The sequence below is a fragment of the Paenibacillus sp. O199 genome (genome assembly GCF_001636635.1).
GTDB classification, from domain to species: Bacteria; Bacillota; Bacilli; order Paenibacillales; family Paenibacillaceae; genus Paenibacillus; species Paenibacillus marchantiae.
This window is the reverse complement of record NZ_LGRP01000021.1, coordinates 39,543-65,333: the sequence shown is the minus strand read 5'-3', so window position 1 is coordinate 65,333 and position 25,791 is coordinate 39,543. Positions and strand designations below refer to the sequence as shown.

Genomic DNA, 25,791 nt, shown 5'->3' with positions numbered 1-25,791 from the left:
GAGGGAGTCGAGTTATGGCGAATGATCAGCATACTGAACTAGAAACAGAATTGACGCTGGATCAGGTTAAAGATCAATTGATTGAATCAGGTAAGAAAAGAGCTTCGTTGAACTACAAGGAAATTATAGAAAAACTCTCCCCGTTTGAGCAAGACGCAGAGCAGATGGATGAGTTCTATGAACAACTGAGTGACCTGGGTATTGATGTCGTGAACGAAAATGATGAAGAGGTAACCCTTCGCCCTAGTGAAGATTCCGAGAACAACACCAGAGAGGGAGACGATGAATTCCACTTTGATGATGATCTGAGCCTTCCACCAGGAATCAAAATCAACGACCCTGTTCGGATGTATCTCAAAGAAATCGGTCGTGTACCTTTGTTGTCTGCGGATGACGAAGTGCAGTTGGCCAAACGGATTGAAAACGGGGATGAAGAAGCGAAACGTCGTTTGGCTGAAGCTAACCTTCGTCTCGTGGTAAGTATCGCCAAGCGTTATGTTGGACGTGGCATGTTGTTCCTGGATCTGATTCAGGAAGGTAACATGGGTCTGATCAAAGCGGTTGAGAAATTCGACCACAAAAAGGGTTATAAATTCAGTACGTATGCGACATGGTGGATTCGCCAAGCGATCACCCGTGCGATTGCGGACCAAGCACGTACGATTCGTATTCCTGTGCACATGGTGGAGACGATTAATAAGCTGATCCGGGTATCCCGTCAGCTGTTGCAGGAACTTGGGCGTGAACCGACACCGGAAGAAATCGCTGCCGAGATGGATCTGAGTGTGGAAAAAGTTCGTGAGATTACGAAGATTGCTCAGGAACCGGTTTCCCTGGAAACACCGATTGGTGAGGAAGATGATTCCCATCTGGGTGATTTCATCGAGGATCAGGAAGCATTGGCTCCGGCGGATGCTGCTGCTTATGAGTTGCTAAAAGAACAGCTCGAAGATGTCCTGGATACATTGACTGAGCGTGAAGAGAACGTGCTTCGTCTGCGTTTTGGTCTGGACGATGGACGTACAAGAACGCTGGAAGAAGTGGGCAAGGTATTTGGTGTTACGCGTGAGCGTATTCGTCAAATTGAAGCCAAAGCTCTTCGCAAATTGCGTCACCCTAGCCGCAGTAAACGGCTTAAAGATTTCCTCGAATAACATCACTATGGGAGACTTTCCGCAAGACGCTTTAGCGGCGGCGGGGTCTCCTTTATTTTTAAATTGAACATCTAAATTTCTTGGTTTTGGTAATTCATCCTTGAAATGTTTTATTGGATTTCATTTTATCGCTTTTCGTTGTTCAATGCAAATCATTAAATTAAATGAATGGTGTAGGTGCTTCATGAAACTTTCGAATCGATTACAGCGGATACATGATCAAATTCCCGAAGGCAGCCGCTTGGCTGACATTGGCTCAGACCACGCTTTGCTTCCAGTTGCGGCAGTACGCAGCGGGAAAGCAGCAGGTGCAGTAGCCGGAGAAGTCAACCCAGGCCCTTATGAAGCTGCACGCAAGCAAGTCAGCGATGCAGGCCTGAAGGAACGAATTACAGTACGTCGTGGAGATGGCTTGGATGTCATCTCTGCAGGAGAAGTGGACGTTATCACCATTGCCGGTATGGGAGGAGCACTCATTGCCTCCATTCTGGACCGTGGCCTCTCCAAACTGGATGAGGTCAAGCTTCTTATTTTGCAGCCTAATGTTGGTGAGGATATTCTCAGACGTTGGTTGTTGGAGCATCACTGGGTGGTCGTTGCAGAACAGCTGCTTGAGGAAGATGGCAAAGTGTACGAGATTATTACAGCAATGCCGCAAGAACTCAGTCCGATTGCCAATGAGGAAGTGTATCGCTCACGTCCGCTTGAAGGCGGAGTGGAATTGACATCAGATTTGCTGCTGCGCATGGGGCCTTATTTAACAGACCGTCCAACGGATGTGTTTTTTGCCAAATGGGAGAGCGAAATCGTCAAGCTGCAAAGTGTCGCGCAGTCCATCTCCAAATCTGATCAGGAGTCTTCTCGGGACAAGGCGGCTGAGGTGGAGCGTCTTATTGTGAACTTGAAGGAGGTACTCTCATGTTTGCCAAAGGTCAAACTGTAATTCAATTGATGGAGCAGCTTGCTCCCAAACATCTGGCTGTGCCGGACGATCGGATTGGTCTTCAGCTTGGCAGTTTGCAAAAGGAAATTACGCACGTTCTTATCGCACTTGATGTTACGAACGAAGTTGTAGACGAGGCCATTCGGATTGGAGCCAATCTGATTATTGCGCACCATGCCATCATTTTCCGTCCGGTCAAGTCATTGAATACCGATACACCCATGGGGAAACTGTATGAGAAGCTAATCAAGCATGATATTGCGGTGTACATTAGTCATACCAATCTGGATGTGGCTGAAGGCGGCATGAATGACTGGATGGCCGAGGCCATTGGTATTGAGAGCAAGGAATCACTTGAGGATGTACATACAGATCATTTGTTCAAACTGGCTGTATTTGTACCTCGCACCCATCATGAGCAGGTACTCCAGGCGGTTCTCGAAGCGGGTGCTGGCAGTATTGGGCAGTACAACAAGTGCAGCTTCAATACGGAGGGCACAGGTACTTTTGTACCGGGAGAGGGGACACAACCTTTCATCGGTACAGAGGGGCAGATGGAGCGTGTAGAGGAAATGCGGATTGAGACCATTGTACCGCAGAGTCTGCGCAGCAAGGTTGTACAAGCAATGCTTAAGGCGCATCCGTATGAGGAAGTGGCCTATGACCTGTATGCAATGGATTTAAAAGGCCGTACGCTGGGTCTGGGGCGCTTGGGACCACTCAAACAACCAAAGACACTCGGTGAGCTTGTGGAGGTCGTTAAGGCCCAACTGGATGTGCCGTACGTTAGGGTAGTAGGCGATCTCAATCGGCAGATCAAAAAAGCAGCAGTGCTTGGCGGTTCAGGTAGCCGTTATACTCTTCCTGCACGATTCAAAGGTGCCGATGTCATCGTAACTGGAGACATTGATTATCATACGGCTCACGATGCGCTGATGGCGGGTATGTGTATCATCGACGCCGGGCATAATGCCGAGAAAATCATGAAACCGAAAACTGCGGATTGGCTGCGCTCACGTTTGGACGACAAACGTTATGACACGCAAGTGACTGCATCGGAGGTAAATACGGAAGTATTCCAATTTATCTAAAAGCACTCGGGTTCAATGCTTCCTGTAAGATTAAGCTTGTTTGTAAACTAAAATGCCTGTATACTATGTAATGTTGTTCGGAAAGCTTGACAGACAATCGCTGGTGGCCTTCGTTGCCACGAGAGGAAAGTCCGGGCTCCACAGGGCAGGATGCTGGATAACGTCCAGTCAGCGCGAGTTGAAGGATAGTGCCACAGAAATGGACCGCCGATGGCCGGATTTTCCGGCACAGGCAAGGATGGAACCGAGGTGTAAGAGACCCCGAGGAACGCTGGTGACTTCGTTCCTGGTAAACCCCATCTGGAGCAAGACCTAATGGGACACAGTCGACTCTTCGGAGAAGGCAGCCTTAGCCCGAGGTGTGTCTAGGTTGGTCGCTTGAGCTGTGCAGCAATGTATGGCCTAGATAGATGATTGTCGCTTGTGGTGGGAGGGTAGTTCCCGTCTGAACCACGAAGAGCACAGAACCCGGCTTACGGTAAGCTTTCCTAACTACAACACAAACAGTAACAAGTGCAGTCCACTGTCAGTCACAGGCAAACAGAACGATTTTACCTGATGTGCCTGACTGATCAGAAGGATGCGATTAAACTTCAAAAGAATTCCTGCACTTGCAGGTCATATAAATAAGGCGTCAGACTTCGAGCTTTCTCAGGTCTGACGCCTTATTTTTGTGTTATTCGTTGGAATGAGAAATTGTTCCTAATGATACAGTGGATGACAGTTCGTTACAGTGTAACTACACTGTCTGACTGTAATGATGCATGCCAGCGTTGAATGGCACGATCCATACGCTCTACAGCCTCGGGAAGCAGATCTGGATCCGTATGAGTAAAGTTGATCCGCATACGGTTCAGCTCCGGTGTACCCGCATAGAATGAATCCCCTGGTACAATACATACTTTTTCCTGAATTCCATAGGTAAACAGATTGCTGGCCAGCATGCCCTCAGGCAATTGCAGCCACAGGAACATTCCGCCTTGCGGTGAGTTCCAAGAGATACCTTCCCACGATTTTGCAGCCATGAGAGTGGTCATTTTTTTCATCCGTTGTTCATAATCCTGTGAAATATTGCGAATATGGCCGTCCAGATCGAAAGATTCCAGTAGTGCATGAAGTGCTCTTTGGTCGATGCTGCTGGAATGCAAATCTGCCCCCTGTTTGGCGCGGGCAGCTATTTGGATAACATCCGGAGCAGCCAGTATCCAGCCAGTGCGGAGGCCAGGAGCAACTGTTTTGGAGAATGTGCTGGTGTAGATGACATTGGATGGACCCTCATAGGATTCCGCATCCAGTTTCGCCAGTGCAGGGGCATCTAGTTGTTCCGGTTTAAAGCGGATTTCACCATAAGGATCGTCTTCCAAGATCAGTACCCCATATTTCCGGCACAGGTCTACGGCTTGCTGACGTCTGGCGCGACTCCATACTTTACCTGACGGGTTGGAGAACGTAGGGTTAATGTAAACGAGCTTTGGACGATGCAATTGCAGCTGTTCCTCCAGTGATTCAGGCAACATTCCGTCATCATCACAGGCAACACCGTGCGCCTCAGCCTGATAGGAATGAATGACTTGAAGGGCAGCCAGATAGGTTGGTGATTCAACTAGCACGCTGTCGCCTGAATCGAGCAAGATTCGGCACACCAGGTCAATGGATTGCTGGGAACCTGTAGTCAGAAGCATATGATCAGGTGAAGCGGGAATGCCCTTGGATTCAAGACGTTCTGCAATTTTGGCACGTAGTGGTCGGAAACCTTCCGTCTCTGCATATTGAAGAGCCGCTGAACCACCCATGAATACCTTTTCGTATGCGTCACGGATGGCTTCAAGCGGGAATGATGACTGGGCAGGTAAACCGCCGGCTAGAGAAATCATTCCAGGCGCCTGTGCAGCCTGTAACATGTCGCGAACGACAGAGGACGGGGTATTTTGTGCCATTTTGGACCAAGGGGTATTCATATTATTCTCATCTCCTGTTATTCACTGTTATACTGATATTATAAACTATAATAGACGGACTGCAGTATAACAGTAAAATGCTGATCATAACAGTTGGGAGGGTGCATGTGTGCATATTGAATTGAAACGGGGAAGCAGCACCAAATTGTATGTTCAGATTGCCCTTACACTTGCTGACCGAATAAGGTCTGGACTAATCGAGCCTGGAACCCGTCTGCCGTCTGTTCGTAAAATGACCACAGATCTGGGCGTCAGCCTGGTCACTGTGTCCAAAGCCTATGCCGAGCTTGAAGCCATACAGCTAATTACGTGTTCCCAGGGGAAGGGTTGTTATGTACGGGGGGCGCATGAGCTGGAGATAACGGAGGATATGGAGAGGACTCACCGCACTCATGCAAAAAATGAATCCAGCACACCTTGGAACTGGCAGATGGCCCTTGTGGATTATTTGCCCCGAGCTCAGCTCTGGAGACATTTTGATGCATCTCCACAAGTTAGATATGAGCTGCATATGTCGGCAATTCAGCCTGAATTGTTGCCAACCCGAGAGATTATCGATAGTGCGTACCGGCTTTCCTCGGATCATCCAGAGCGCATGGCTGCCTATGGGTCTTTTCAGGGAGATCGCGAACTGCGTCAGACGTTTTCCGGGCATTTTGCGGAAAGAGGTTTGCGGGTAATGCCCGAACGGATGCTGATTACGAGCGGTACCCAGCAGGGAATCGATCTTGTCGCGCGTACGTTTGTTGGTCCTGGTGACGTCGTATACATGGAAGCACCAAGCTATACCGGAGCAATAGATGTGTTTACAAGCAGAGGAGCAAAGATTATTACGGTGCCAATGGATGACGAAGGTATGCGTATAGATCTGTTAACCCGGTTATGTGATACATACCCGCCCAAGTTGATATATACCATTCCTACGTTTCACAATCCTACAGGCATTACGATGAGTGCCAAACGGCGTGCGCAACTGCTTAATCTTGCTCAAAGTTATCATTGTCTCATCCTGGAGGATGATCCGTTCGCCGATCTGTATTTCCGTGATCCTCCCCCTGCTTCCATTAAATCCATGGATGGGACGGGGCATGTGATATATATCAAAAGCTTCAGCAAAGTACTGTCTCCAGGCTGCCGTGTGGCGTGTGCGGTTGCAGACGGAAGTGTGCTCACCCGACTTGTTGCAGCCAAATCCACTGCGGATCTCGGGAGTCCGCTGCTTACACAAAAGGCCTTGCAATCGTTCATACAGCATCAATACAGTGCGTATACAGCGCGATTGAGGGATGAGTTATATTCCCGGCTTCTTGCCGCATCAACGGTACTGGAGGAACATGGTTCTCCCGGGATGTACTGGACTTTGCCTGATGGTGGACTAAACTTGTGGCTGCAATTGCCTGATGGTTTGGATATGCGTGAACTGCACCGCCAGTCGCTTGTCGCAGGTGTTTCCTTTTTACCTGGCTCTGCCTGTTATGTAGGGGAAACGGATATGGCGAGTCTGAGGATCTGCTTCACGGTTACGAATCAGGAGCTGTTATGTGAAGGTCTACGGGTATTATGCAGGGTTATTAAGAACATTACCCCTCAACAGGGTGGGGCTAAAGCGGACAGGCTCCCGCTTATTTAATTTTTGGAACACGGACATACATCCAATCCACATTGGACCCAGTGCAATACGTTATAGTATCACTTGAAAGGGAGTTGGTTTGAAATGAACCATTTCTGTCCACCGCTTTGTCCGATTGTTTGTGACCCAATCCAGGTTGTTGAAGATTATTACATCCCACAAATCGTACCCGTAATTCACCCGATCGAAGTCATCAAAAAACATCACTGTGTGCCGATCCATCATCACATGTATCCTGTCGTGGTCAAAGAAGAAGATCCTTGTTATGTTTCAAGCCACAACGGTAAGAAAAAATCCGTGAAAAAATCAAGCAAATCCCGCACAACTTCTCGCAAGCGCTAGTCGCAGCGGGTGCCCCGGGGAAATAGGTAAACATACCAAAGAGCAGCATACGCCCCGGGGCGCAGCTGCTTTTGTTTTTTTATATCCAGTGTACGGTTATTGTTTGATGTACTTTTTCATTGTATTATCCATTTGCTGTCTCACATGTTGTGGCCAGAACTGGAGTGGGGCACTGTTACCAGAGGCCGCCTCCAATGCTTTAAACACATCGATTTGACCATAACCGAAATACTTGTCATGACCTGGGTCTCCGAGATCTATGACGCTTTGACGCATGAGATCCATGACTTCTGTGTTGGTCAGATCAGGATTGAGTGAGCGAATCAAGCCTGCAAGTGCCGCTACATGGGGGCTTGCCATCGACGTTCCGGACAAGGCTGCATATTGGTTGTTCGGATACGTACTTGCAATGCTGGAGCCTGGAGCCGTCACATCGACGTAATCCCCGTAGTTGGAATAGGAAGCTTTGTTCATGTCCGCATCCGTAGCGGATACCGCAAATACTTCTGGATAAGCGGCAGGGTATCCCGGACGCTCCGTATTATCGTTACCGGTCGCTGCAATTAATACGATGTCGCGATCAAAAGCGTATTTGATAGCATCATGAAGAAATTGGGCATCGGCGTAGTTACCCAGACTCATGTTAATGACCTTGGCTCCATGATCAGCGGCCCAAATGATGCCTTCTGCCACAGCATAGGTTGTGCCTGACCCCGAATTGTCGAGCACTTTAACAGGTAGTACCTTGTTATACCAGCTCATGCCTGCTACACCTTCGTTGTTATTCACAACAGCGCCGATGATGCCTGCTACATGTGTACCATGTCCTACGTCATCAAGTGGTTTGCTCGCTGGATCGACAACGTTATAACCTTTCAGCAGCTTGCCCTTCAAATCAGGATGAGTCAGATCGACGCCGGTGTCTACCACGGCAACGATAACATCCTTGTTGCCCTTCGTAATATTCCAGCCACGGTTAGTCTCAATGGCGGGTAGGTTCCATTGGTAGTCGGAGAACAAAATATCATTGGGCACGGTTACATCTTTTTGTTCAGGTACGGTTTCATTGGTTAAATACATGTAGTGGGGTTCCATATACAGCGGATTCCATTTACGTTCGAAATAAGCATGTAATTGTTGATAATTCATATTTTCCGACCGAAAAACATACGTGTATCCCAGCTTGCGTGCCGATTGCGTCCGCAGGTCAGATTTAATGATGCGCATATCCCGTTCACCTGGATCCTGACGGAAACGGATGACGATTTCATTTTCGTAAAAATGGCTGGCATTGGCATTATCATGTCCTGTTTTTACAGTGATTTCTTTAAGGGTGTCGGGGTGCACAGACTCGATTTTGAATTTACCTTCACGCGGATAAGGGATCATGCGCAAATTTTTGCGCTGATGCTGTTCCACGGCATTCAGTACATTTTGGCTAAACAGAGCGATGACGGCACGTTCTCCATCCTTGGAAGGTTGCGCCATAACAAAAAACTTTTCCTTGCCGAGAGGAAAGGAAGAAGATTCGAAGCTTTGACGTTTGCTCACAGCTTTTTTGGCTAGGGCGAGAGAATGTTCCAGCTTTTGCTGTTCCATCTTGCTTCCTTTTGCTGCTGTTTTGTCAAAGTGCCGGCTGCGAGATCCCTTGGTATTCATTACATCAATAGACCGTATATGATCATGTGTTTGTTGTAGCTCTTTAACGTATTGACTTATTTGCACATCGTTCATTTTGGAGGTCTTATCAAGCATGATGTTAAGGTGTTGTTTGGCATCCGCACGGGTCAGCAGATCGGTTGATTTTACATCCTGAACTTTAAGACGTTGTTTGCTCGCATGCTCCTCGTGTGGAGAATCGGGCATGGCACTTGGAGCAGGAACAGGGCGATTGGACGTCGGAAGCAAAAGCGTCAAGGCAAGTGCGCCCGCACCCGCGGCAATGGCCCAGTTAACCCATTTCGGTCTGGACATAGGGGATGGAACCTCCTCGTTTATTTTGACAATCATCTTACAGTGCTCTGATTTCATCGTTGTCACTGGATATATCTATCGTTAGGAAAAGCGGTTATTTTTATGCAGGTGAACATCAGGTGAGCTGTGTGTAATGGGCATGTTCAGGGACAGAAAGGGAAAGCCTGATTAAGGGATACCGCTCGTCATCTTTTTATGGTAGGATAGTACCTGAGAATTCAAGGTCAGGGGAGAATCTCCCGTTGGCCGATCTATATGTAAGGACTTATTTAAGGGGGAGCTACCTTTATGTCAGCAGCCAATGTACAGAAAACATGTGAGTCAACTAGGGAAAAGTTAAAACCGGCTATCGATCGGATCGAAAAATTTTTGAATGAAAATGCCTTGCCTGAACTGGATCAGAATCAGACGGAGGAGTCATCAGCCTTCTACAAAGGATTTCTTTCGGATCTCCGTCATTTGCTCGTTTTTTCTGAAGTTTCTTACGAAAAACTTGGCGTTGTGCTGCGTCGTGCCAATTTTGATGTCGATTTTGCCGAAAAGGCTCTCTATAACACATACCATCAAAGCATAAACAGCTTTTTTTATCCTAAAAATGAATGTTACTCCGAAGATGGAAGATATGCTTACACTGGTCAGGATGCGATCCGATTCCGTGATAAGCCAATTCGTGCAGTACGGGATGTTATTCTTGAAATATCAAAAACGTACGAAGAGTTGCGTGATGATCTGGCCTTTTATGAAAGTGACTACCTCACGCAGCGTCGGATGCAAAATCAACGCAATCACGCGTAAATACATTTTTTAACTTATATGCGAATTGGACAAAACCGCCCTTGTGGCGGTTTTTTTGCGTGTTCTTTCAACTGGCATCGCGGATAAAGGAGCATGTCATCATCTGGCATTTCGTTGGAGAATAGCCGATTTACGGTGCGGAGACAATAGATGTCGAGGTGATAAAAATGAGCCAAGAGAAGCCGATCGTCAAATGCAGTGTTGCTAACTGTCACTTTTGGGGAGAAAACAATTTCTGCCAGGCTGATGCCATCATGATTGACATTGACCAACATGCCACCCGTCGCTTACATGAGGAATTTGCAGGAGAGACCTTTGATTCTGATCATCATGATCATGCCCGTACTTCATCTGCAACTTGCTGTCACACATTCAAACCGAAATGAGCAGTCATTCCCATTTGTATGGAGGTGCTTTGCATTGAATAATGACCGTAGAGATGATCACCCGTTGCAACGTCCAAAAACGACTCCGTTAGATGAAAAGCAGCGTCAGCGTGTAGACTATCCAAGACGTAGCCACAGGGAAGAGTATGGTGCAGAGGTAGCGCCCCCAACAGGTTCTATTCGAACAGAACCTACGGAAAGAACCGATCATACCCCTGTGAAGCGTGAAGATGACGACGGTGTCATGAAATCTACTGGCCGAATCTCCGGATATATGGGTCTGGCCTTTGGTATCGCATCCTTATTTATGTGGTCCATTGTCCTTGGTCCAGCTGCAGCGGTACTTGGTTACTATGCTTACGTCAATGGCCGGAAAACGGCGGGTGCGTGGTCTATTGGACTTGGCGCAGTGGCAACACTTAGCTATTTCTTCATGATTCCATTCGCCCGTTAATAAAGCAAAAACATGATCTGATTATCAGTACAAAAAATGATAACCGAACTGGATATGAGTTGGTTATTTGCAGCCTTCTGCTTCCACCTTACTTAAGGGGTGATTGCAGAAGGTTTTTTCGCATATACGCAATGAAGTTGTAAAATCGGTCTATTTTTTTGAAAACAATGGAACCTGCCTGTAAAATAATGTAGAATAAAGTCATAATCTACGTTTACATTATACGGGAGTGAATATAACTCATGCAGATTGATCCGCGCGCGTCGCGGCAGTTGCTGGAACTGCAATTGTCCAATAGTCTCAACGAAACAAATGCATCGGATGGAAACTCCGCTTCAACAGTGGATTTTGCCAGTATGATGGACGGGCTGCTCGGTACGAATTCAAATACTTTGAACAATACTGGTACCGTAGGCGAAGACGTGAATTCTGCTGCGATCTCCAAACGATCCAGTGACGGTCTGTTGTGGCTGCAACTGGGCAGCATGTATAACCCGGATGCAAGTTCTGTTTCTTCCTCGAACAGTAATGTGGTTTCTTTATCTTCCCTGTTAAATACTGGAGCAGTCGATTCGGGTGCATCTGTACCTACAGATTTTGAATCTTTGATTGCCTCAGCGAGCGCCAAATATGGGGTGCCTGAATCTTTGATCAAGGCGGTTATTGATACAGAATCCGGTTTCAATCCGAATGTAGTGTCTTCCGCAGGTGCCAAGGGACTAATGCAGTTGATGGATGGGACGGCAGCAGGGTTGGGAGTAAGCAACGCTTACGATCCCGCTCAAAATATAGATGGTGGAACCAAATACCTTTCTCTCCAGCTCCAGCGTTTTGGTGGCGAGGTGAAGATGGCACTTGCTGCTTATAATGCCGGACCGGGACGGGTTTCGAGTCTGGGTGTATCGAGTGACGCTGAACTGATGAGTGTACTTAACCGCCTCCCTTCGGAAACACAGGCTTATATCTCCAAAGTGGAGAAAGCACAGTCGAAATATTCGGTATAAATGGTATAGACCAAAGAAATGGCAACACAACAGTACGCCCAGGAAGAGATCAAACGCGGGAACAGCAGTCTTAAATGTGCTTAGTTCCTGTTTGGTCTTTTTGTGTTGAGCGGGGATCGTGTTACAATGCTCACTGTAGATTCCACAAAGAAGAGACAAGGAGGGGAACCTCATTTGAAATATTTTGATTATGCAGCAACGACGCCTCCTCATCCGGATGTCGTTCGTACAATGGCCGAGATTATGGAGGCGCAATATGGGAATCCGTCATCGATTCATGGATATGGTGAGCGAGCCCATCAATTGTTGCGCCGAGCGCGATCTGGTTGTGCCGCCGCAATTGATGTGAAACCGGAAGAAATCGTATTTACCTCAGGCGCAACTGAGAGCAACAATCTTGCCATTAAAGGGGCGGCATTACAGTATCAGTCTCGGGGCAAACACATTATTACAACTGCAACGGAACATGCTTCAGTTTACGAGAGTTTTGTGCAGCTACAGCAGTGGGGATGGGAGGTCACTTGGCTTCCCGTGGATTCCGATGGTCTGGTTAGCGCCCAGCAGGTAGTGGATGCCATAAGATCGGATACGGTGCTTGTGAGTCTGATGCATGTGAACAATGAAACAGGAGCGATACATCCAATTGCTGAAATCGGTGTACGACTGAAAAAGGAAGCACCAAAGGTGCTTTTTCATGTAGATGGTGTGCAGGGTTTTGGCAAGATGGAAGCTAAACCTGCGGCATGGGGCGCGGATCTTTACAGCTTGTCTGCTCACAAGATTCGTGGTCCCAAAGGAGCTGGTCTTCTCTACGTACGAAGTGGAGTCGAGCTAACGCCTTTACTGTCAGGGGGTTCCCAAGAGCAGGGACTAAGAGCGGGTACTGAAAATGTACCTTTGCTTGTGGGTATGGCGAAGGCGATGCGTCTCGCTGCGGAACGTCAGGCTGACTTTGCACAGCGTACAACGATTTTGCGAGATCGTATCATGGAGGTCATAGATACTATTCCCGGACTTGTGTTAAATAGTCGTAAGGAGGGTGCGCCGCACATTGTTCATTTTTCCTATCCTGGAATGAAGGCAGAAGTGGCGCTGCATACCCTTGAACAACTTGGAGTAACTGTTTCTACACAATCTGCCTGCTCTTCGCGATCGGCTGAACCCAGCAGGGTATTGCTTGCCATGGGCAGGGATAATGCTTGTGCTGCTGGTGGATTGCGTATTAGTCTTGGAGATGAACATACAGAAGAAGATGTGGCACTGCTGGAGCAGGCTTTACATCAGATGGTGGCGCAGCTGCGCCCGTTGGAAAGGCGGATGTGATTTTAGATGAAATATGATATGCTGCTTCTCCGTTTCGGAGAGTTTATGTTAAAAGGAAAAAACCGTGCCCGGTTCGAAAAAACAATCATCACCCAGGTACGTTCCCTGCTCAAACCTTATCCAGGTGCAAGTCTGCGTAAGGAGTTTGGACGGTTGTATGTTGATCTGGGTGGCGAATCTCATACAGAGCTGATCACTGTGCTGAAACGAGTATTCGGCGTTATGTCGATCAGTCCGGTTAAAGTGACCCCATCGGAGACTGACCAAATCGTGGAGACAGCCGTTGCTTTTATGGATGAAAGAGAGTCTGAATTCAAAGACGGTACCACGTTTAAAGTTAATGCACGGCGTGTTTGGAAAGAGTTTCCCAATTCTTCGCATGAAATGAACCATCTGGTAGGTTCTCCTATTCTTCGGAAATTCCAGCAGTTAAGCGTCGACGTGCGTCAACCTGACATTGAACTGCGCGTGGAAATTCGGGATCAGGGCACGTATATCTTCAGTGAGGTGATTCCGGCCGTAGGCGGGTTCCCCCTTGGCACAAATGGAAAAGCGATGCTGTTATTATCGGGTGGCATAGACAGCCCTGTAGCGGCATGGTCTTCGATGCGTAGAGGCCTGGAAGTGGAATGTGTACACTTTTACAGTTATCCGTTCACAAGCCAGCGTGCCAAAGAAAAGGTCATTGATTTGGCGCGTGCACTTGCTGATCATGCAGGCACAATTAAGCTGCATCTGGTCCCTTTTACGGAAATTCAAACTGCATTTACCCAACTGGGACAGGATAACTTGATCATCACACTGATGCGCCGCTCTATGTTACGTATTGCAACCAAGCTGGCTGAACGTGAGCGTGCGCTTGCACTGATTACCGGAGATAGTCTGGGTCAGGTAGCGAGCCAGACCCTGCCAAGCATGAATGTCATTGGACGTGCGACGGATCTGCCGTTGCTGCGACCACTTGTCATGATGGACAAACAGGAAATTATAACTTTATCCAAACAGATCGGGACGTATGATATATCGATTCTGCCATATGAAGACTGTTGTACTCTTTTTGTACCGAAATCCCCATCCACCAATCCGAATCTTCGCATTGTGGACAAGATTGAAGCAACCATGAGTCAACTGCCGGAATGGGTGGAGCAGGCGGTGGAGCAGACAGAAACAATTACGCTTCATGCAGGCGAGAACTTTATGGTAACCAATCAGCAGAATGAAGTTAATGACATGAAAGAAGAGTGGTTCTGAGGAACCGTATTCTGGATTGAATAACATAATAAGGACTATGTTATCTTCTTGAAGAAAAGGACTGCCGATGTATTATCGGTCAGTCCTTTTTTTATGGTTGTGTTTGATGGGAATCCCATTTAATAAAGCTTAGGAATAGGAGTGCTGCCGTTCTCCACCTGGTTTATTGCTGCTTGCACGTTTGCGATATCCTGCAAATACAACACCAGCAGTAACGAGAACGATAAATAAGATTCTCAGTGCCGGATGCTCAGTGAAGAAAGGTACAAGACGCTGCTCCTCTGTGATCATGTTTGAAGCCGTATACCCAAGCACGATAGCTCCAAGATAAATGATCCAAGGGAAATGGTTAATTAATTTGATAAACAACGTACTGCCCCACACGATAATAGGTACACTGATCAGCAGTCCGAGTATAACAAGCACCAAGTGCTGCTGTGCTGCACCAGCAACGGCGATGACGTTATCCAGTCCCATGGCAGCGTCTGCGATGACAATCGTTCGCACGGCTACCCAGAGAGAACTGCCAGCCTTGATATCCGAATGCTCTTCCCCTTGATCTGCCAATAGCTTGTACGCAATCCAGATCAGGAGTAATCCCCCAACAAGGAGTAGCCATGGCACTTTAAGCAGCCAGAGCACAATCACGGTGGCTACAATGCGAATCAAAAGTGCACCGCCTGTTCCGTAAAGAATCGCCCTTTTCTGCACAGAAGGGTGCAAATTTCGAGCTGCGAGACCAATCACGATGGCATTATCGCCAGCCAGAATTAGATCAATAAATACAACGTTCAACAACGCTAGCCAAAAAGCGGGGCTAAACAGCTCCATACGATGTCACTCCTTCTATATATCCAAACCTGAGAAAGCTTGTTCAACGTTTAAGAATAGCATGGACAACTTTGACATACAAGTTAGAGTGGGGGGATGAGGAGCATGGATACGCTATGGCTGCTGACCGAAATATTAATGATCAATCTGGTTCTGAGTGGAGATAACGCGGTTGTTATTGCACTTGCAAGCAAGGATTTGCCAGCGAGACAGCGCAAGCAGGCGGTATGGTGGGGGGCTTTCGGCGCTGTTGTTTTGCGTTGTTTGTTAACCTTTGCAGCCGTACTGCTGTTGGGCATTCCTTTTATTCAGGCGGCTGGTGGTCTGCTGTTGCTCTGGATTGCTGTCAAGCTGCTGCTTCAGAATGAAGATGAAGTACATATTCGTAAGGCGTCCACGACCTGGAAAGCGATCCAAACGATTTTGATTGCTGACTTTGTTATGAGTCTGGATAACGTTCTCGCGATTGCTGCGCTGGCGGATGGGGATTTGGCGCTCACGGTCATCGGAATTGCCATAAGTATTCCGATTGTGGTGTGGGGCAGCGGATTAATTGTCGGTTTGTTGAAGCGGTTTCCGATTCTGGTATTTGCCGGTTCAGGTATTCTGGCCTTCACAGCAGGTGAGATGGTGATGAATGATCCGAAGCTGGGACAGTGGCTCGGTGGATTGGCAGCTGAGGCACATACACTGCTGCCTGTAGCTATGGCTTGTCTTGTAATTGCGATTGGAGGAGCGCACAAGTTTGTTCGTCGAAACGTGTAAGTTGATTTGAACAAATGGAAATGTGAATTTTCTGGCGAACTGCCCGTAAAGGGCAGTTTTTTGCTGTATTTATTTGTTCAGAAGAAATGGGTGAACTTGAATAAGTCATAGACCGATCATTTTAGGGTAATACAGGATAATGGAGAGAGGCGAAGTACGACATAAAGTGTAGTTTTTTGCATACACATCGGCTACACTAGAAGAAGGCTGGGAACAGTCAGTCATCATGTTGTGCTTATAGTTTATCTTACGGGGTATATAGCCAAATGTTATAAGAGGTGATTGTAGATGAGGATGAGAAATGAAAAAGCAATCGGAATATTTATTTTTGTTGCAGGTTTAATAATTTTACTCGGTAAACTAGGTGTGTTTGGCTTTATTGGACGGCACTTCTGGCCTTTGCTCATCTTGTTGCCTGGTATTGCTCTTCATGCATTATATTATGCAAGGCTCACGCCATCATGGTCACTCGTTCCAGCAGGAACATTAACCGTCTATGGTCTGTTGTTCGGAATCACGAATACATGGGGCAGCGGATTGATGAGCAACCTGTGGCCTGCTTTTTTGCTTGGAATTGCCGTTGGTTTGCTTGAATATGCACTGGCTGATCATCGAAGACCCGCAATGGTACTTCCGGTGGCATTGGGCGTTGGCATCCTTTCAATTATTTTATTCGGATTTACACTGCTTCACACCGGTATTATCTATGTGCTGGCGGTAATTTTGATTGTAGGCGGGATGTGGTTGCTGTTTGGCCGAGGACGCCAAGGGAGAGGCTGGTAACATTCCCAGTGGTCTTTAAAGCGAAATATCTTGATTTTTACCTATGATCAACTATAATATAAGGGATATAGGCATGCGTCGGGATATCACCGACGCTTATTTTGGGTGAGTAACCTGCGAATTTGCGGGAAGTTTAGTAGATAAGAATTGAAATTGGAAAGGATATGGATACAAACCATGCATTCAAGAGAACACATTCGCAATATTGCGATTATTGCCCACGTCGACCACGGGAAAACAACGCTCGTCGACAAGTTGCTCCAGCAATCCGGTACTTTCCGTGATCACGAAACGGTACAGGAGCGCGCAATGGACTCCAACGATTTGGAGCGTGAACGCGGTATTACGATTCTGGCCAAAAACACAGCTATTACCTATAAAGATTACCTGATCAATATTGTGGATACACCAGGACACGCCGACTTTGGTGGTGAAGTGGAACGTATCATGAAAATGGTTGACGGCGTTTTGCTCGTTGTTGATGCTTACGAAGGATGTATGCCGCAAACGAAATTCGTACTTCGTAAAGCTTTGGAGCACAACCTGACACCAATCGTTGTTGTAAACAAAATTGACCGTCCAGCGGCTCGTCCGACTGAGGTTATTGATGAAGTACTGGACCTGTTCATTGAACTGGGTGCCAACGATCAACAACTTGAATTCCCTGTTGTATATGCTTCCGCATTGAACGGAACATCCAGCATGGATAATGATCCTGCAAAACAGGATGACAACATGATGGCGATTTACAATACCATCGTTAGTCATATCCCACACCCTACCGAAAATGTTGAAGAACCACTTCAATTCCTCGTTACTTTGATGGACTACAATGAATACCTTGGCCGTATTGCCATTGGTCGTGTTAACCGCGGTGTGATCCGTCAAGGACAATCGGTAACGGTTATTATGCGTGATGGTAAGAGCAAAACTGCACGTATCGAGAAACTGTTCGGTTTCCAGGGTCTCAAACGTATTGAGACGGAAGAAGCAGGAGCAGGTGACATCGTTGCGATTGCAGGAATCAAGGACATCAACATTGGTGAAACCATCGCTGATCCGAACAATCCAGAAGCACTTCCAGTTTTGAAAATTGATGAGCCTACACTGCAAATGACGTTCCTCGTGAACAACAGTCCATTCGCAGGTCGTGAAGGTAAATGGGTAACTTCCCGTAAACTTCGTGAGCGTTTGTTCAAAGAATTGGAAACTGACGTATCCCTTCGTGTTGACGAAACGGATAGCCCGGATGCATTTGTCGTTTCTGGACGTGGTGAGCTTCACTTAGGTATCCTGATTGAAAATATGCGTCGTGAAGGATATGAGCTTCAAGTATCCAAACCAGAAGTTATCGTTAAAGAAGTTGACGGTAAGAAAATGGAACCTCTAGAGCGCTTGTTGATTGATATCCCTGAAGAAAGCATGGGTTCCGTAATGGAGAGCCTGGGCGCACGTAAAGCAGAGATGGTTAACATGGTCAACACAGGTAGTGGTCAAGTTCGTCTGGAGTTCCTGATTCCAGCACGTGGTTTGATCGGATATAGCACCAACTTCCTGACATTGACTCGTGGTTACGGTGTAATGAACCATGCATTTGACAGCTACGCTCCAGTAGTATCCGGTCAAGTAGGTGGACGTCACCAAGGCGTGCTGATCTCAACTGAAACTGGTACATCTACGTTCTATGGCATGATGGGCGTTGAGGATCGCGGTACGCTCTTCTTGGAGCCGGGTACTGAAATCTACGAAGGTATGATTGTTGGTGAACATACACGTGACAATGATATCGTTGTTAACATCTGCAAAGAAAAACAACTGACTAACGTTCGTTCTTCTGGTAAAGATGATACGGTTAAAATTAAAACTCCGATTATCTTCTCGTTGGAACAGGCGCTTGAATATCTGAATGAAGATGAATATTGTGAGATTACACCAAAATCTATTCGTCTCCGTAAGAAGATCCTGAACAAATCCGAGCGTGAGCGTGCAGAAAAACAACGCAAAATGGCTACAAAATAACACCTAACTACAACTAAAATAAATGATATAAGTTAACGTTTGATGGAACACATATACACCATCGACGTCGATTACAACCCGCTGAAGTAGTGGAGGATTCGGAATCGATTCTGTAGGAGCGAAGCGTTCGCCTTTATCCCCGGATTTTACCATTGAGAAATGGATCAAAAAAATATGGGGATAACAGCGACCGAAAGAACAATCCGAATCCGAAATGGTCACATGCAGAGTTTTGTAATTTATGTTGTTGGTGTGGTTCCATCAACCAGTTAACTTATATCTAGCATGAACACGAAAGGAGCTGGCTGTGCATGCAAGCATGGTTCGCATCAAACCCGATCGTAGCCTACATCGTCATCTTTGTATTGATTACTTACGTATATAACAAGGTGTTTCGGGTACGTCAGAAATTGCCACTTGGTAAGGAAATCGTTCTCTATATATTGATGGCGATGGGCACATTCATGCTTCTTGTTTTTCAAATCGACAAGTTGCCAATTATTCAATGTTTGCTGGTGGCTGTTGGTTTGATGCTGTTAGTGAGAGTGCGCTATTTTATTGAAGGTCGTCAAAAGAAAAAAGCGGAAGCTGCCGCTCGAAACTCATAAATTCTGTATAGTATAGACCATCCGTTTTCCTTAGGGAAAGCGGTTGTCTTATATATAGGCCAAAACAGATGTGATAAAGGTGTTGAAGATATGAACTCGAATTCGAACGGCCTGCCTCCACGGAGACAGGCACCGACTCAATCCGGCGCTTCTGGATCGAAGAACGGCAAAGGCAAGCAACCAAAGAAGAAGAAAAAGATGCGAACCTTTGGCAGACTGATTTTAAGTTTATTGGTTATTGCAATTGTGGTAGGCTGCGGATATCTCTATTGGGTATACAATCAGGTAGCTGATACGGGCATTGACAAGCCAGTACCGGCTGGAATGTCAGCGAAAACCAAACCCATTACGATGTTGCTGCTAGGTACGGATAACCGTCCCGAAACAGGTACGTATCTATCGGATGTGGTTATGGTAGCTTCTCTGAATCCGGAGACCAAGACGGCAACCATTGTATCTTTACCTCGGGATACCCGTATTCAGTTGGATGGATATAAGGCGAATAAATTAAATTCCTATTATCCTAAATTTAAAGCCCAAGAAAAAACCTCTGGCAAAAATGCAGAGGAACAAATGAAAGAAATGATGGGCAAATATCTAAATGTGGATATCAATTATACAACGGTACTGAATTTTCAAGCGTTCCGTGATGCGGTTAATGCTGTAGGTGGCGTGGATGTGACAGTGGATAAAAACATGTGTTACAAAGATACGGCCGATGGCACGGATATTAACCTGGTAGCTGGTGCACAGCATTTGGATGGAAAAGAAGCACTTGATTTTGTTCGTTACCGTAAATCGAATTGTAAGCCAAAGACAGATGAATCCAACGACTTTGACCGAAATAAACGTCAGAATCAAGTGTTGAATTCTATGTTGGATCAGTTGAAATCACTGGGAGGCGTAACGAAGATTGGTAAAGTGATAGGCGCTGTTGACGATAACATGACAACAGACGTGGAATCGGAGCAGATGAAGAACTTCATTTCAACCTATTGGAATATTTCCAAATCGGATGTGCACTACACACCTGTAACCGGAGAGTGGAGAAGTCCATATGTATATATCAACGAAACTGAATTGGCTAATGCCAAACAGGCGTTGCAGGATACACTTTCAGGTAAAGTAACGGCATCTCCAACAGCCGAGTAACATTCATTCTTTTGGGATTGGAAGCGAGTTTGATGGTATGCTATAATATCATCAACAACGAATCAAGAATTGCATAAAGAAGATTAGGGGGCTGGTTGGATGTCCGAAGCCGTCACACAATTGACTGAATCTCTTTTACAGCAATTCAAGAACGAAACCTTTGTGCTCTTGAGCACCGTGGACATTGAATCTGGAGGTCCGACATCAACAGCAATCTCCTGGATTTATGCGGAGAATGCTTCTACCCTTCGTGTGGCGATTGATCATCGTTCACGTCTCGTGAACAATATGATCGAGAATCCGGCTATTACGGTCACCATTTTTGGAGAAGAGATGGTGTATGCGGTAAACGGACGTGCTTCCGTACGACAAAATCCGTTACAGGATGTTCCGTTTAATATGTGCTGTTTCGACATTTCCATTGAAGCGGTAAGGAATGCCCTTTTTTATGGAGCCCAGCTATCTTCTGTGCCTCAATTTGTCAAAATATATGATCAGCGTGCTGCTGAGAAATTAGATGAGCAGGTTTTTACTGCAATGAAAAAAGCCTAGTGAGAGATCACTGGGCTTTTTGTTGTCTTTTGTCAGAAGAATGCAGCTGCTGCATTTGTTGTTCACGTTCAACATGTTCATCCGGATTTTGACGGACTTTGACATCTTTGGGTAGTTGGGGAATGATCCGGCCCACCATGTCTGCTAGTTCTGAAGCGAAACCGGATATTGGATGACCTTGACGAATATGTTCACCGATTTCCTTAATACGCTCGGTGACATCAGCATCTGCGGTAACAATTGAATCCACACCTTCCGGATCTTTGCGGAGGGCTTCGGCTACTGAGTATTTAATTGTACCTACTCGTGCACGTTCCAGTTCACCGTCAACATCAATGCCAACTACGGCTGTATTTCCAAGAATGACACAGTTGGCATCTTTGACACCTTCCACTTGCTTGGCAAGTGTTTTGAGGTGCGTGACCCTTTTTTCATTTGGCATCCGATCGGCCTTGGTGTTGTCCATGACGTTTTTTTCATGAACCTCACCTGTATTTTCGGTCAGATGGTCCACAGCTGAAGGGTGCAACCGATCTTCCTGAGTATTGAGCATGTGAGATCCTTTCCTTTGGTCTTGCTGAGTTGTAACATTTCCTCCGTAACCTTTGGCATGCTGACCTTGTTGCTGCGAGGCATTACGTATAGAACTGTTGCAGCCTGTAAGTATAAAGATCAGAAGCAGCGTGCAAACCCAATATTTCATAAATGTTCATCCTTTCCTGGAGTTTTTCAGAATGGTTGACAATTATTTTGTCCTAGTCGAATACATTTATGTATGGGAGCATGATTGTCCATGTCGCTGCTGAAAGATCAAACTTATCCATGCCTTTAACGACGCCGCTTTGGAGGGGATTGAATGAAAAAGATTTTTGTATTGGATACGAACGTGCTTCTGCATGACCCCAATGCCATATTTGCCTTTGAGGAACATGAGGTAATCATTCCCGCGGTTGTACTGGAGGAGATCGACTCCAAAAAAAGAAATGCCGATGAAATTGGGCGTAATGCCCGTAATGTATCGAGACTTCTTGATGGGTTGCGTGAATTGGGACATTTGCACAGTGGCGTCCCTTTAGCTAATGGAGGCAATCTGAAAGTGGAACTGAATCATCGTAGTTTTGTGAAAGTACAGGAAATGTTTGGAGAAGTGTCCAACGATAATCGGATTTTGGCCGTCGCCCTGAATTATCAGATTGAGGAAAATGAGAAAGAGGTCGTTGAACGACAGGTGGTTCTGGTCAGCAAGGATGTGCTTGTTCGTATCAAAGCGGATGTACTCGGTCTTTTCACACAGGATTACTTATCAGATCGCACGGCAGGTCTCAGTGAATTATATCCAGGCTACACTGCCCTCAAGGTTCATCCTTCGGTCATTGATGAGTTTTACACATATCGCTTTCTACCGATCAAACCATTACAGTTGTCTTATTCGCTTTACCCGAATGAATTTGTAATTCTCAAGGATGAGATGGGAACCAATAAATCGGCTTTGCTCAAAGTAAATACAGAAGGAACGAAGTTGGAACCACTGTTCCTGAGTAATGATAATGTATGGGGCATCAGTGCACGTAACGCGCAACAGCGTATGGCCCTAGAACTGCTCCTGAATGATGATATTCCACTTGTCACGATTACAGGAAAGGCGGGTACAGGGAAAACCTTGTTGGCGCTTGCTGCAGGTTTGCTTAAAGTGGAGGATGATCATAAGTACAAAAAATTATTGATCGCTCGTCCAGTTGTTCCGATGGGGAAAGATATCGGTTATCTCCCTGGTGAAAAAGAAGAAAAACTAAGACCATGGATGCAGCCGATTTATGATAACTTGGAATTTTTGTTTGATACAAAAAAAGCAGGCGACATTGATAAAATTTTGATGGGTCTTGGCAGTATTCAGGTTGAGGCACTCACTTATATTCGTGGTAGGTCTATACCAGGACAGTTTATCATTATCGATGAAGCGCAGAACCTGTCTCGACATGAAGTGAAGACCATTGTATCGAGGGTGGGCGAAGGCAGTAAAATTATTTTGATGGGTGACCCTGAGCAAATAGACCATCCTTATCTGGATTCAGCAAGTAATGGTCTGACGTATATTGTGGAGCGATTCAAGCAAGAGGGAATCAGCGGACACATTATGCTGGAAAAAGGAGAACGTTCCAAGTTGGCTCAGCTTGCAGCAGATTTATTGTAAGGTAACGGAAAGTTATTTCCCGGAAAATGTTTCTATTAAACCGGCTCTTCGAGCCGGTTTTTTTGCTGAAAAAATAAAAATCAGTTATTGCACAGAACTCGATATGCTCGAAGTATGCAAAATATCGGAAAACTGTTTTTTGGCAGGATAGGACAAGAGCACTACTTATTTGTTACAATGAGTGTTGCAGGAAAAAATTAGGGAGCAAGGAGGGAAAGTTAATGAAGCGTGGACACCAGGTTGTTTTGTTCGCAGTGCTGCTGCTTTCGTTAACGATTCTGTCTCCCAGCTTTGATTTTAGAGGTTCACAGCTTAATCAGGAACGAGATCAGGAAAAAGATGCATTTCCCAACACGTCATCTCGTAGCGAAGACCAACATGCCCCACTAGAGATTGTAGTCTCGATGTCTGAGACCGACTTTAAATCATTTAAAAAGATGGCTAATGAAGTAGCAACTTCTCAACATGTGGAAATCAGTCTTCGGAATTTGGAGCCGGATACATATAAGCGAGTGCTTGATAATAAATTTTCGGTAGGAGAAAGCGGAGATATCATTCTTCTGGATAGCGCGGAAGTTCAATATCATGCCAAAAAAGGACATCTGTATCCGTTGAATGGTACAACACTGTCCAAGTCTTTGGGAGAAACTGTGGTAGGCTTACGAGAAATGACAGAGTGGAATGGTTACCAATGGGGGATGCCGTTTGATTTTGACGCTTATGTACTTGCAGCTCGCTCTCCATTCCTGGACGAAGCCGGTTTGGCAGGTTTACCGAAAAATAAGGAACAGTGGAACAAACTTGTACAACAAGCAACGCAGGATGAAACGGATTTAATAAGCATAAATTTAAATGACCCTCACGCGGTAAGTGCGTGGTTGAATCAGTTTGATCCAGGCATGGCTCCCGACAAAATTAAGAAAGCGCAAACTTCTTCGCAAACGGAGGCGTACCAACAGATCATACAGTTGATAGATCAGATCCAGTCGCATATTAACGTCGAATCAATGAATCCGACGATCTCTTCTTCGGGTGAGCAGACGGGAGTTCCTATGGTAGTAACGTTGCTGTCTCGTTTGTTGAGTGGAGATCAAGGCGTGGCAGGCGAACAGGAATCATCGGAGAAGATAGCTCTCAGTGCGTTAGAACCGCTGAGATCAAGAAGTCTTGTTATCGCAGCTGGATCACTTGAGGCGGAAGAGGCCAGCCGCTGGATTGAAGGGATGACATCCTCTGCCGTGCAATCGGAGTGGTACCAACAGGCTAACTATTTACCAGCAAAGCAACAGGAACTAGATCTTGAGTCACAGAAACTAATAACGAAGTATAATACGACTGATGTAAAATCCTGGTTTCCAGTTGACTCTTCGCAGGCTGTTATGACGGAAAGTCCTATACTAACTTCTGCCTTTCAAAAGAAGATCCAACAACTTCTCGCGGGAGAGATCACGGCTAATCAGTACGTCAAAAGCATTATTGCCTTGCAAAGCTCGTCAAAATGAAATGGCGAGCTTGACTTCAAGTATGCCTTCGCTTGTGGATACCTCTGTGGCTTTGACAAACGACAGAATTTTCTGTGGGTAAAATCCGAGATCGAATTCTCGTTCCAGCATACGACGTGTGGTATCGGGCAGTTCTAACTGATTAAACACAAGTTTATCTACATGAAATCGAATTGAATTCTGAGGTTCATTCTCAACCGTATAATGGCCTTCAATGCTTAATTGCAACTGATCACGCTGCCCAGAAGCAGTAATCCGATCTTTGTCGAACTGAAAGGCAAAGTCTTCAAAGATCGGATTCTGTGATCGTAGAAACGTATTTAACTCATCTTGTCCAATTCGAATGGTGTACGATGTTCCGGTAGTGGAGATTCCTCCGTTTTGTTCCTGGATAAACTGTGGCAGGTTCTGCATAGCTGATGCCAAAGCTTTAAAATATCGCTTGACCTCGTATATGCCAATGTTCTCCCAATAGATGGTCAACTCATCCATCAATTTCTGCATAGCTGCAGCATCCCCGCTGGCAGCTACTTTTCCGTCCACTTCTTTCTGCAAAGCTAGTACTCGTTCACGTTGATTTTGAAGATTGTTTTTGAGTTCAGACAGTTCTGCAGAGGTCTGATTAATCTGGGCAGACGTTTGCTGCATGGTGCGATATCGATCCTGATACTTGTTCAGTACGGCCTGATCCCTGCCAATAATAATCTGATAGTAATCGTATAGAATGAACAGGTCCTTAAAGGATCTTGCCCCCAGTACCGTCATCAAGAGACTATCACGCTCCCCGGTATAGTAGGATCTTACAACTGCACCCGCTCGGTCTTGCTGAGTATGTATCTGGTCTTCCTGTTCCTGAAGCTGAATGGATAACGTCTGACGCTGTTCGTCTAGCTGTTTTTGTTTGGCTGCAATACGTTCGATTTCATGATCGATTTCGACGATGGATAGGCTTTGTTGCAGTATTTCGCGTGTTTCCTCAGATGAAGGTTCTCCATAGGCATAAGTCCAAGGTAGCTGGATCAAAAATATAATACATACGATGAAGCCAGGAATGCCGTATCGACGTTTCACCTATCATTCTCC

General features: G+C 46.1%; 24 protein-coding genes and 1 other RNA gene. 20 read left to right on the top strand and 5 right to left on the bottom strand.

All coding sequences use genetic code 11. The features are described 5' to 3' along the window. Positions 1-14 precede the first annotated feature (14 nt). The 4 genes from rpoD (at position 15) to rnpB (ending at position 3,679) form a co-directional block, all read left to right on the top strand. Positions 15-1,154 carry an RNA polymerase sigma factor RpoD gene (gene rpoD / locus A6049_RS23755; protein WP_053781258.1) on the top strand — a complete coding sequence of 380 codons (1,140 nt, stop codon included), beginning with the start codon at positions 15-17 and terminating at the stop codon, positions 1,152-1,154. 184 nt (positions 1,155-1,338) lie between these two features. Then, a complete protein-coding gene (locus A6049_RS23750; RefSeq protein ID WP_063567019.1) occupies positions 1,339-2,097 on the top strand; it encodes a tRNA (adenine(22)-N(1))-methyltransferase in 759 nt (252 codons plus the stop codon). After that, entirely contained in the window at positions 2,073-3,188 is a 1,116-nt protein-coding gene (locus tag A6049_RS23745; protein WP_063567018.1) for a Nif3-like dinuclear metal center hexameric protein, read from the top strand. The genes A6049_RS23750 and A6049_RS23745 overlap by 25 nt, the downstream gene beginning before the upstream one ends. 81 nt (positions 3,189-3,269) lie before the next feature. Then, positions 3,270-3,679, top strand: an RNA gene (gene rnpB / locus A6049_RS23740) — RNase P RNA component class A. Between the two features lie 237 nt (positions 3,680-3,916). On the opposite strand, the gene A6049_RS23735 is transcribed toward rnpB, so the two are convergent. Beyond that, a complete protein-coding gene (locus A6049_RS23735; RefSeq protein ID WP_063567017.1) occupies positions 3,917-5,146 on the bottom strand; it encodes an aminotransferase-like domain-containing protein in 1,230 nt (409 codons plus the stop codon). A gap of 109 nt (positions 5,147-5,255) precedes the next feature. Here A6049_RS23735 and pdxR point away from each other — a divergent pair, with 109 nt between their 5' ends. Both pdxR and A6049_RS32705 read left to right on the top strand, forming a co-directional pair. After that, the gene (gene pdxR, locus A6049_RS23730; protein WP_063567016.1) at positions 5,256-6,776 is read left to right on the top strand and encodes a MocR-like pyridoxine biosynthesis transcription factor PdxR; all 1,521 of its coding nucleotides are present in this window, start codon (positions 5,256-5,258) and stop codon (positions 6,774-6,776) included. Between the two features lie 84 nt (positions 6,777-6,860). Beyond that, positions 6,861-7,118: a hypothetical protein gene (locus tag A6049_RS32705; RefSeq protein ID WP_064636406.1), complete on the top strand. Its 258-nt coding sequence runs from the start codon at positions 6,861-6,863 to the stop codon at positions 7,116-7,118. Positions 7,119-7,214: 96 nt separating this feature from the next. Here the strand turns inward: A6049_RS32705 and A6049_RS23725 are convergent, their stop codons facing one another. Beyond that, positions 7,215-9,092, bottom strand: coding sequence for a S8 family peptidase (locus A6049_RS23725; protein ID WP_063567015.1), 1,878 nt, complete (start codon positions 9,090-9,092; stop codon positions 7,215-7,217). A gap of 288 nt (positions 9,093-9,380) precedes the next feature. Between A6049_RS23725 and A6049_RS23720 the strand changes: the two genes are divergently transcribed. From A6049_RS23720 to thiI, 6 genes are all read left to right on the top strand, one after another. Next, positions 9,381-9,887, top strand: a complete 507-nt coding sequence (locus A6049_RS23720) for a YpuI family protein (protein WP_063567014.1) — start codon at positions 9,381-9,383, stop codon at positions 9,885-9,887. Positions 9,888-10,054: 167 nt separating this feature from the next. Beyond that, positions 10,055-10,273 carry a DUF1540 domain-containing protein gene (locus tag A6049_RS32700; protein WP_064636410.1) on the top strand — a complete coding sequence of 73 codons (219 nt, stop codon included), beginning with the start codon at positions 10,055-10,057 and terminating at the stop codon, positions 10,271-10,273. Positions 10,274-10,307: 34 nt separating this feature from the next. After that, positions 10,308-10,727 carry a hypothetical protein gene (locus A6049_RS23715; protein ID WP_371121652.1) on the top strand — a complete coding sequence of 140 codons (420 nt, stop codon included), beginning with the start codon at positions 10,308-10,310 and terminating at the stop codon, positions 10,725-10,727. A 242-nt stretch (positions 10,728-10,969) separates the two neighbouring features. Beyond that, positions 10,970-11,731, top strand: coding sequence for a lytic transglycosylase domain-containing protein (locus A6049_RS23710; RefSeq protein WP_063567013.1), 762 nt, complete (start codon positions 10,970-10,972; stop codon positions 11,729-11,731). 174 nt (positions 11,732-11,905) lie between these two features. Beyond that, positions 11,906-13,054 (top strand): cysteine desulfurase family protein, encoded by a 1,149-nt coding sequence (locus A6049_RS23705; RefSeq protein WP_063567012.1) that lies wholly within the window; start codon positions 11,906-11,908, stop codon positions 13,052-13,054. A gap of 6 nt (positions 13,055-13,060) precedes the next feature. Further along, entirely contained in the window at positions 13,061-14,305 is a 1,245-nt protein-coding gene (gene thiI / locus A6049_RS23700) for a tRNA uracil 4-sulfurtransferase ThiI (RefSeq protein ID WP_063567011.1), read from the top strand. A gap of 129 nt (positions 14,306-14,434) precedes the next feature. On the opposite strand, the gene A6049_RS23695 is transcribed toward thiI, so the two are convergent. Continuing rightward, positions 14,435-15,136, bottom strand: a complete 702-nt coding sequence (locus tag A6049_RS23695) for a TerC family protein (RefSeq protein WP_063567010.1) — start codon at positions 15,134-15,136, stop codon at positions 14,435-14,437. A gap of 105 nt (positions 15,137-15,241) precedes the next feature. On the opposite strand from A6049_RS23695, the gene A6049_RS23690 reads away from it, so the two are divergent. The 6 genes from A6049_RS23690 to A6049_RS23665 all read left to right on the top strand — a co-directional run bounded on the left by A6049_RS23690 (position 15,242) and on the right by A6049_RS23665 (position 21,015). After that, positions 15,242-15,901: a TerC family protein gene (locus A6049_RS23690; protein ID WP_063567009.1), complete on the top strand. Its 660-nt coding sequence runs from the start codon at positions 15,242-15,244 to the stop codon at positions 15,899-15,901. Positions 15,902-16,189: 288 nt separating this feature from the next. Continuing rightward, a complete protein-coding gene (locus A6049_RS23685) occupies positions 16,190-16,684 on the top strand; it encodes a hypothetical protein (RefSeq protein ID WP_063567008.1) in 495 nt (164 codons plus the stop codon). 177 nt (positions 16,685-16,861) lie between these two features. Further along, positions 16,862-18,703, top strand: a complete 1,842-nt coding sequence (gene typA, locus A6049_RS23680) for a translational GTPase TypA (RefSeq protein ID WP_063567007.1) — start codon at positions 16,862-16,864, stop codon at positions 18,701-18,703. Positions 18,704-19,014: 311 nt separating this feature from the next. Further along, the gene (locus tag A6049_RS23675) at positions 19,015-19,311 is read left to right on the top strand and encodes a YlaH-like family protein (RefSeq protein ID WP_053781242.1); all 297 of its coding nucleotides are present in this window, start codon (positions 19,015-19,017) and stop codon (positions 19,309-19,311) included. A gap of 90 nt (positions 19,312-19,401) precedes the next feature. Continuing rightward, positions 19,402-20,463 (top strand): LCP family protein, encoded by a 1,062-nt coding sequence (locus tag A6049_RS23670; RefSeq protein ID WP_063567006.1) that lies wholly within the window; start codon positions 19,402-19,404, stop codon positions 20,461-20,463. A gap of 99 nt (positions 20,464-20,562) precedes the next feature. Then, on the top strand, positions 20,563-21,015 hold the full coding sequence (locus A6049_RS23665; RefSeq protein WP_063567005.1) for a pyridoxamine 5'-phosphate oxidase family protein: 453 nt from the start codon (positions 20,563-20,565) through the stop codon (positions 21,013-21,015). A 7-nt stretch (positions 21,016-21,022) separates the two neighbouring features. On the opposite strand, the gene A6049_RS23660 is transcribed toward A6049_RS23665, so the two are convergent. Then, positions 21,023-21,718, bottom strand: coding sequence for a YhcN/YlaJ family sporulation lipoprotein (locus A6049_RS23660; protein WP_063567004.1), 696 nt, complete (start codon positions 21,716-21,718; stop codon positions 21,023-21,025). A gap of 153 nt (positions 21,719-21,871) precedes the next feature. On the opposite strand from A6049_RS23660, the gene A6049_RS23655 reads away from it, so the two are divergent. Together A6049_RS23655 and A6049_RS23650 are read left to right on the top strand one after the other, a co-directional pair. Continuing rightward, positions 21,872-23,206: a PhoH family protein gene (locus A6049_RS23655; RefSeq protein WP_024628438.1), complete on the top strand. Its 1,335-nt coding sequence runs from the start codon at positions 21,872-21,874 to the stop codon at positions 23,204-23,206. Between the two features lie 221 nt (positions 23,207-23,427). Next, positions 23,428-24,708, top strand: a complete 1,281-nt coding sequence (locus A6049_RS23650) for an extracellular solute-binding protein (RefSeq protein WP_063567003.1) — start codon at positions 23,428-23,430, stop codon at positions 24,706-24,708. On the opposite strand, the gene A6049_RS33570 is transcribed toward A6049_RS23650, so the two are convergent. After that, positions 24,700-25,779, bottom strand: coding sequence for a coiled-coil domain-containing protein (locus tag A6049_RS33570; RefSeq protein WP_095206202.1), 1,080 nt, complete (start codon positions 25,777-25,779; stop codon positions 24,700-24,702). The two genes, A6049_RS23650 and A6049_RS33570, sit on opposite strands and share 9 nt — an antisense overlap. Between the last annotated feature and the right edge of the window lie 12 nt (positions 25,780-25,791).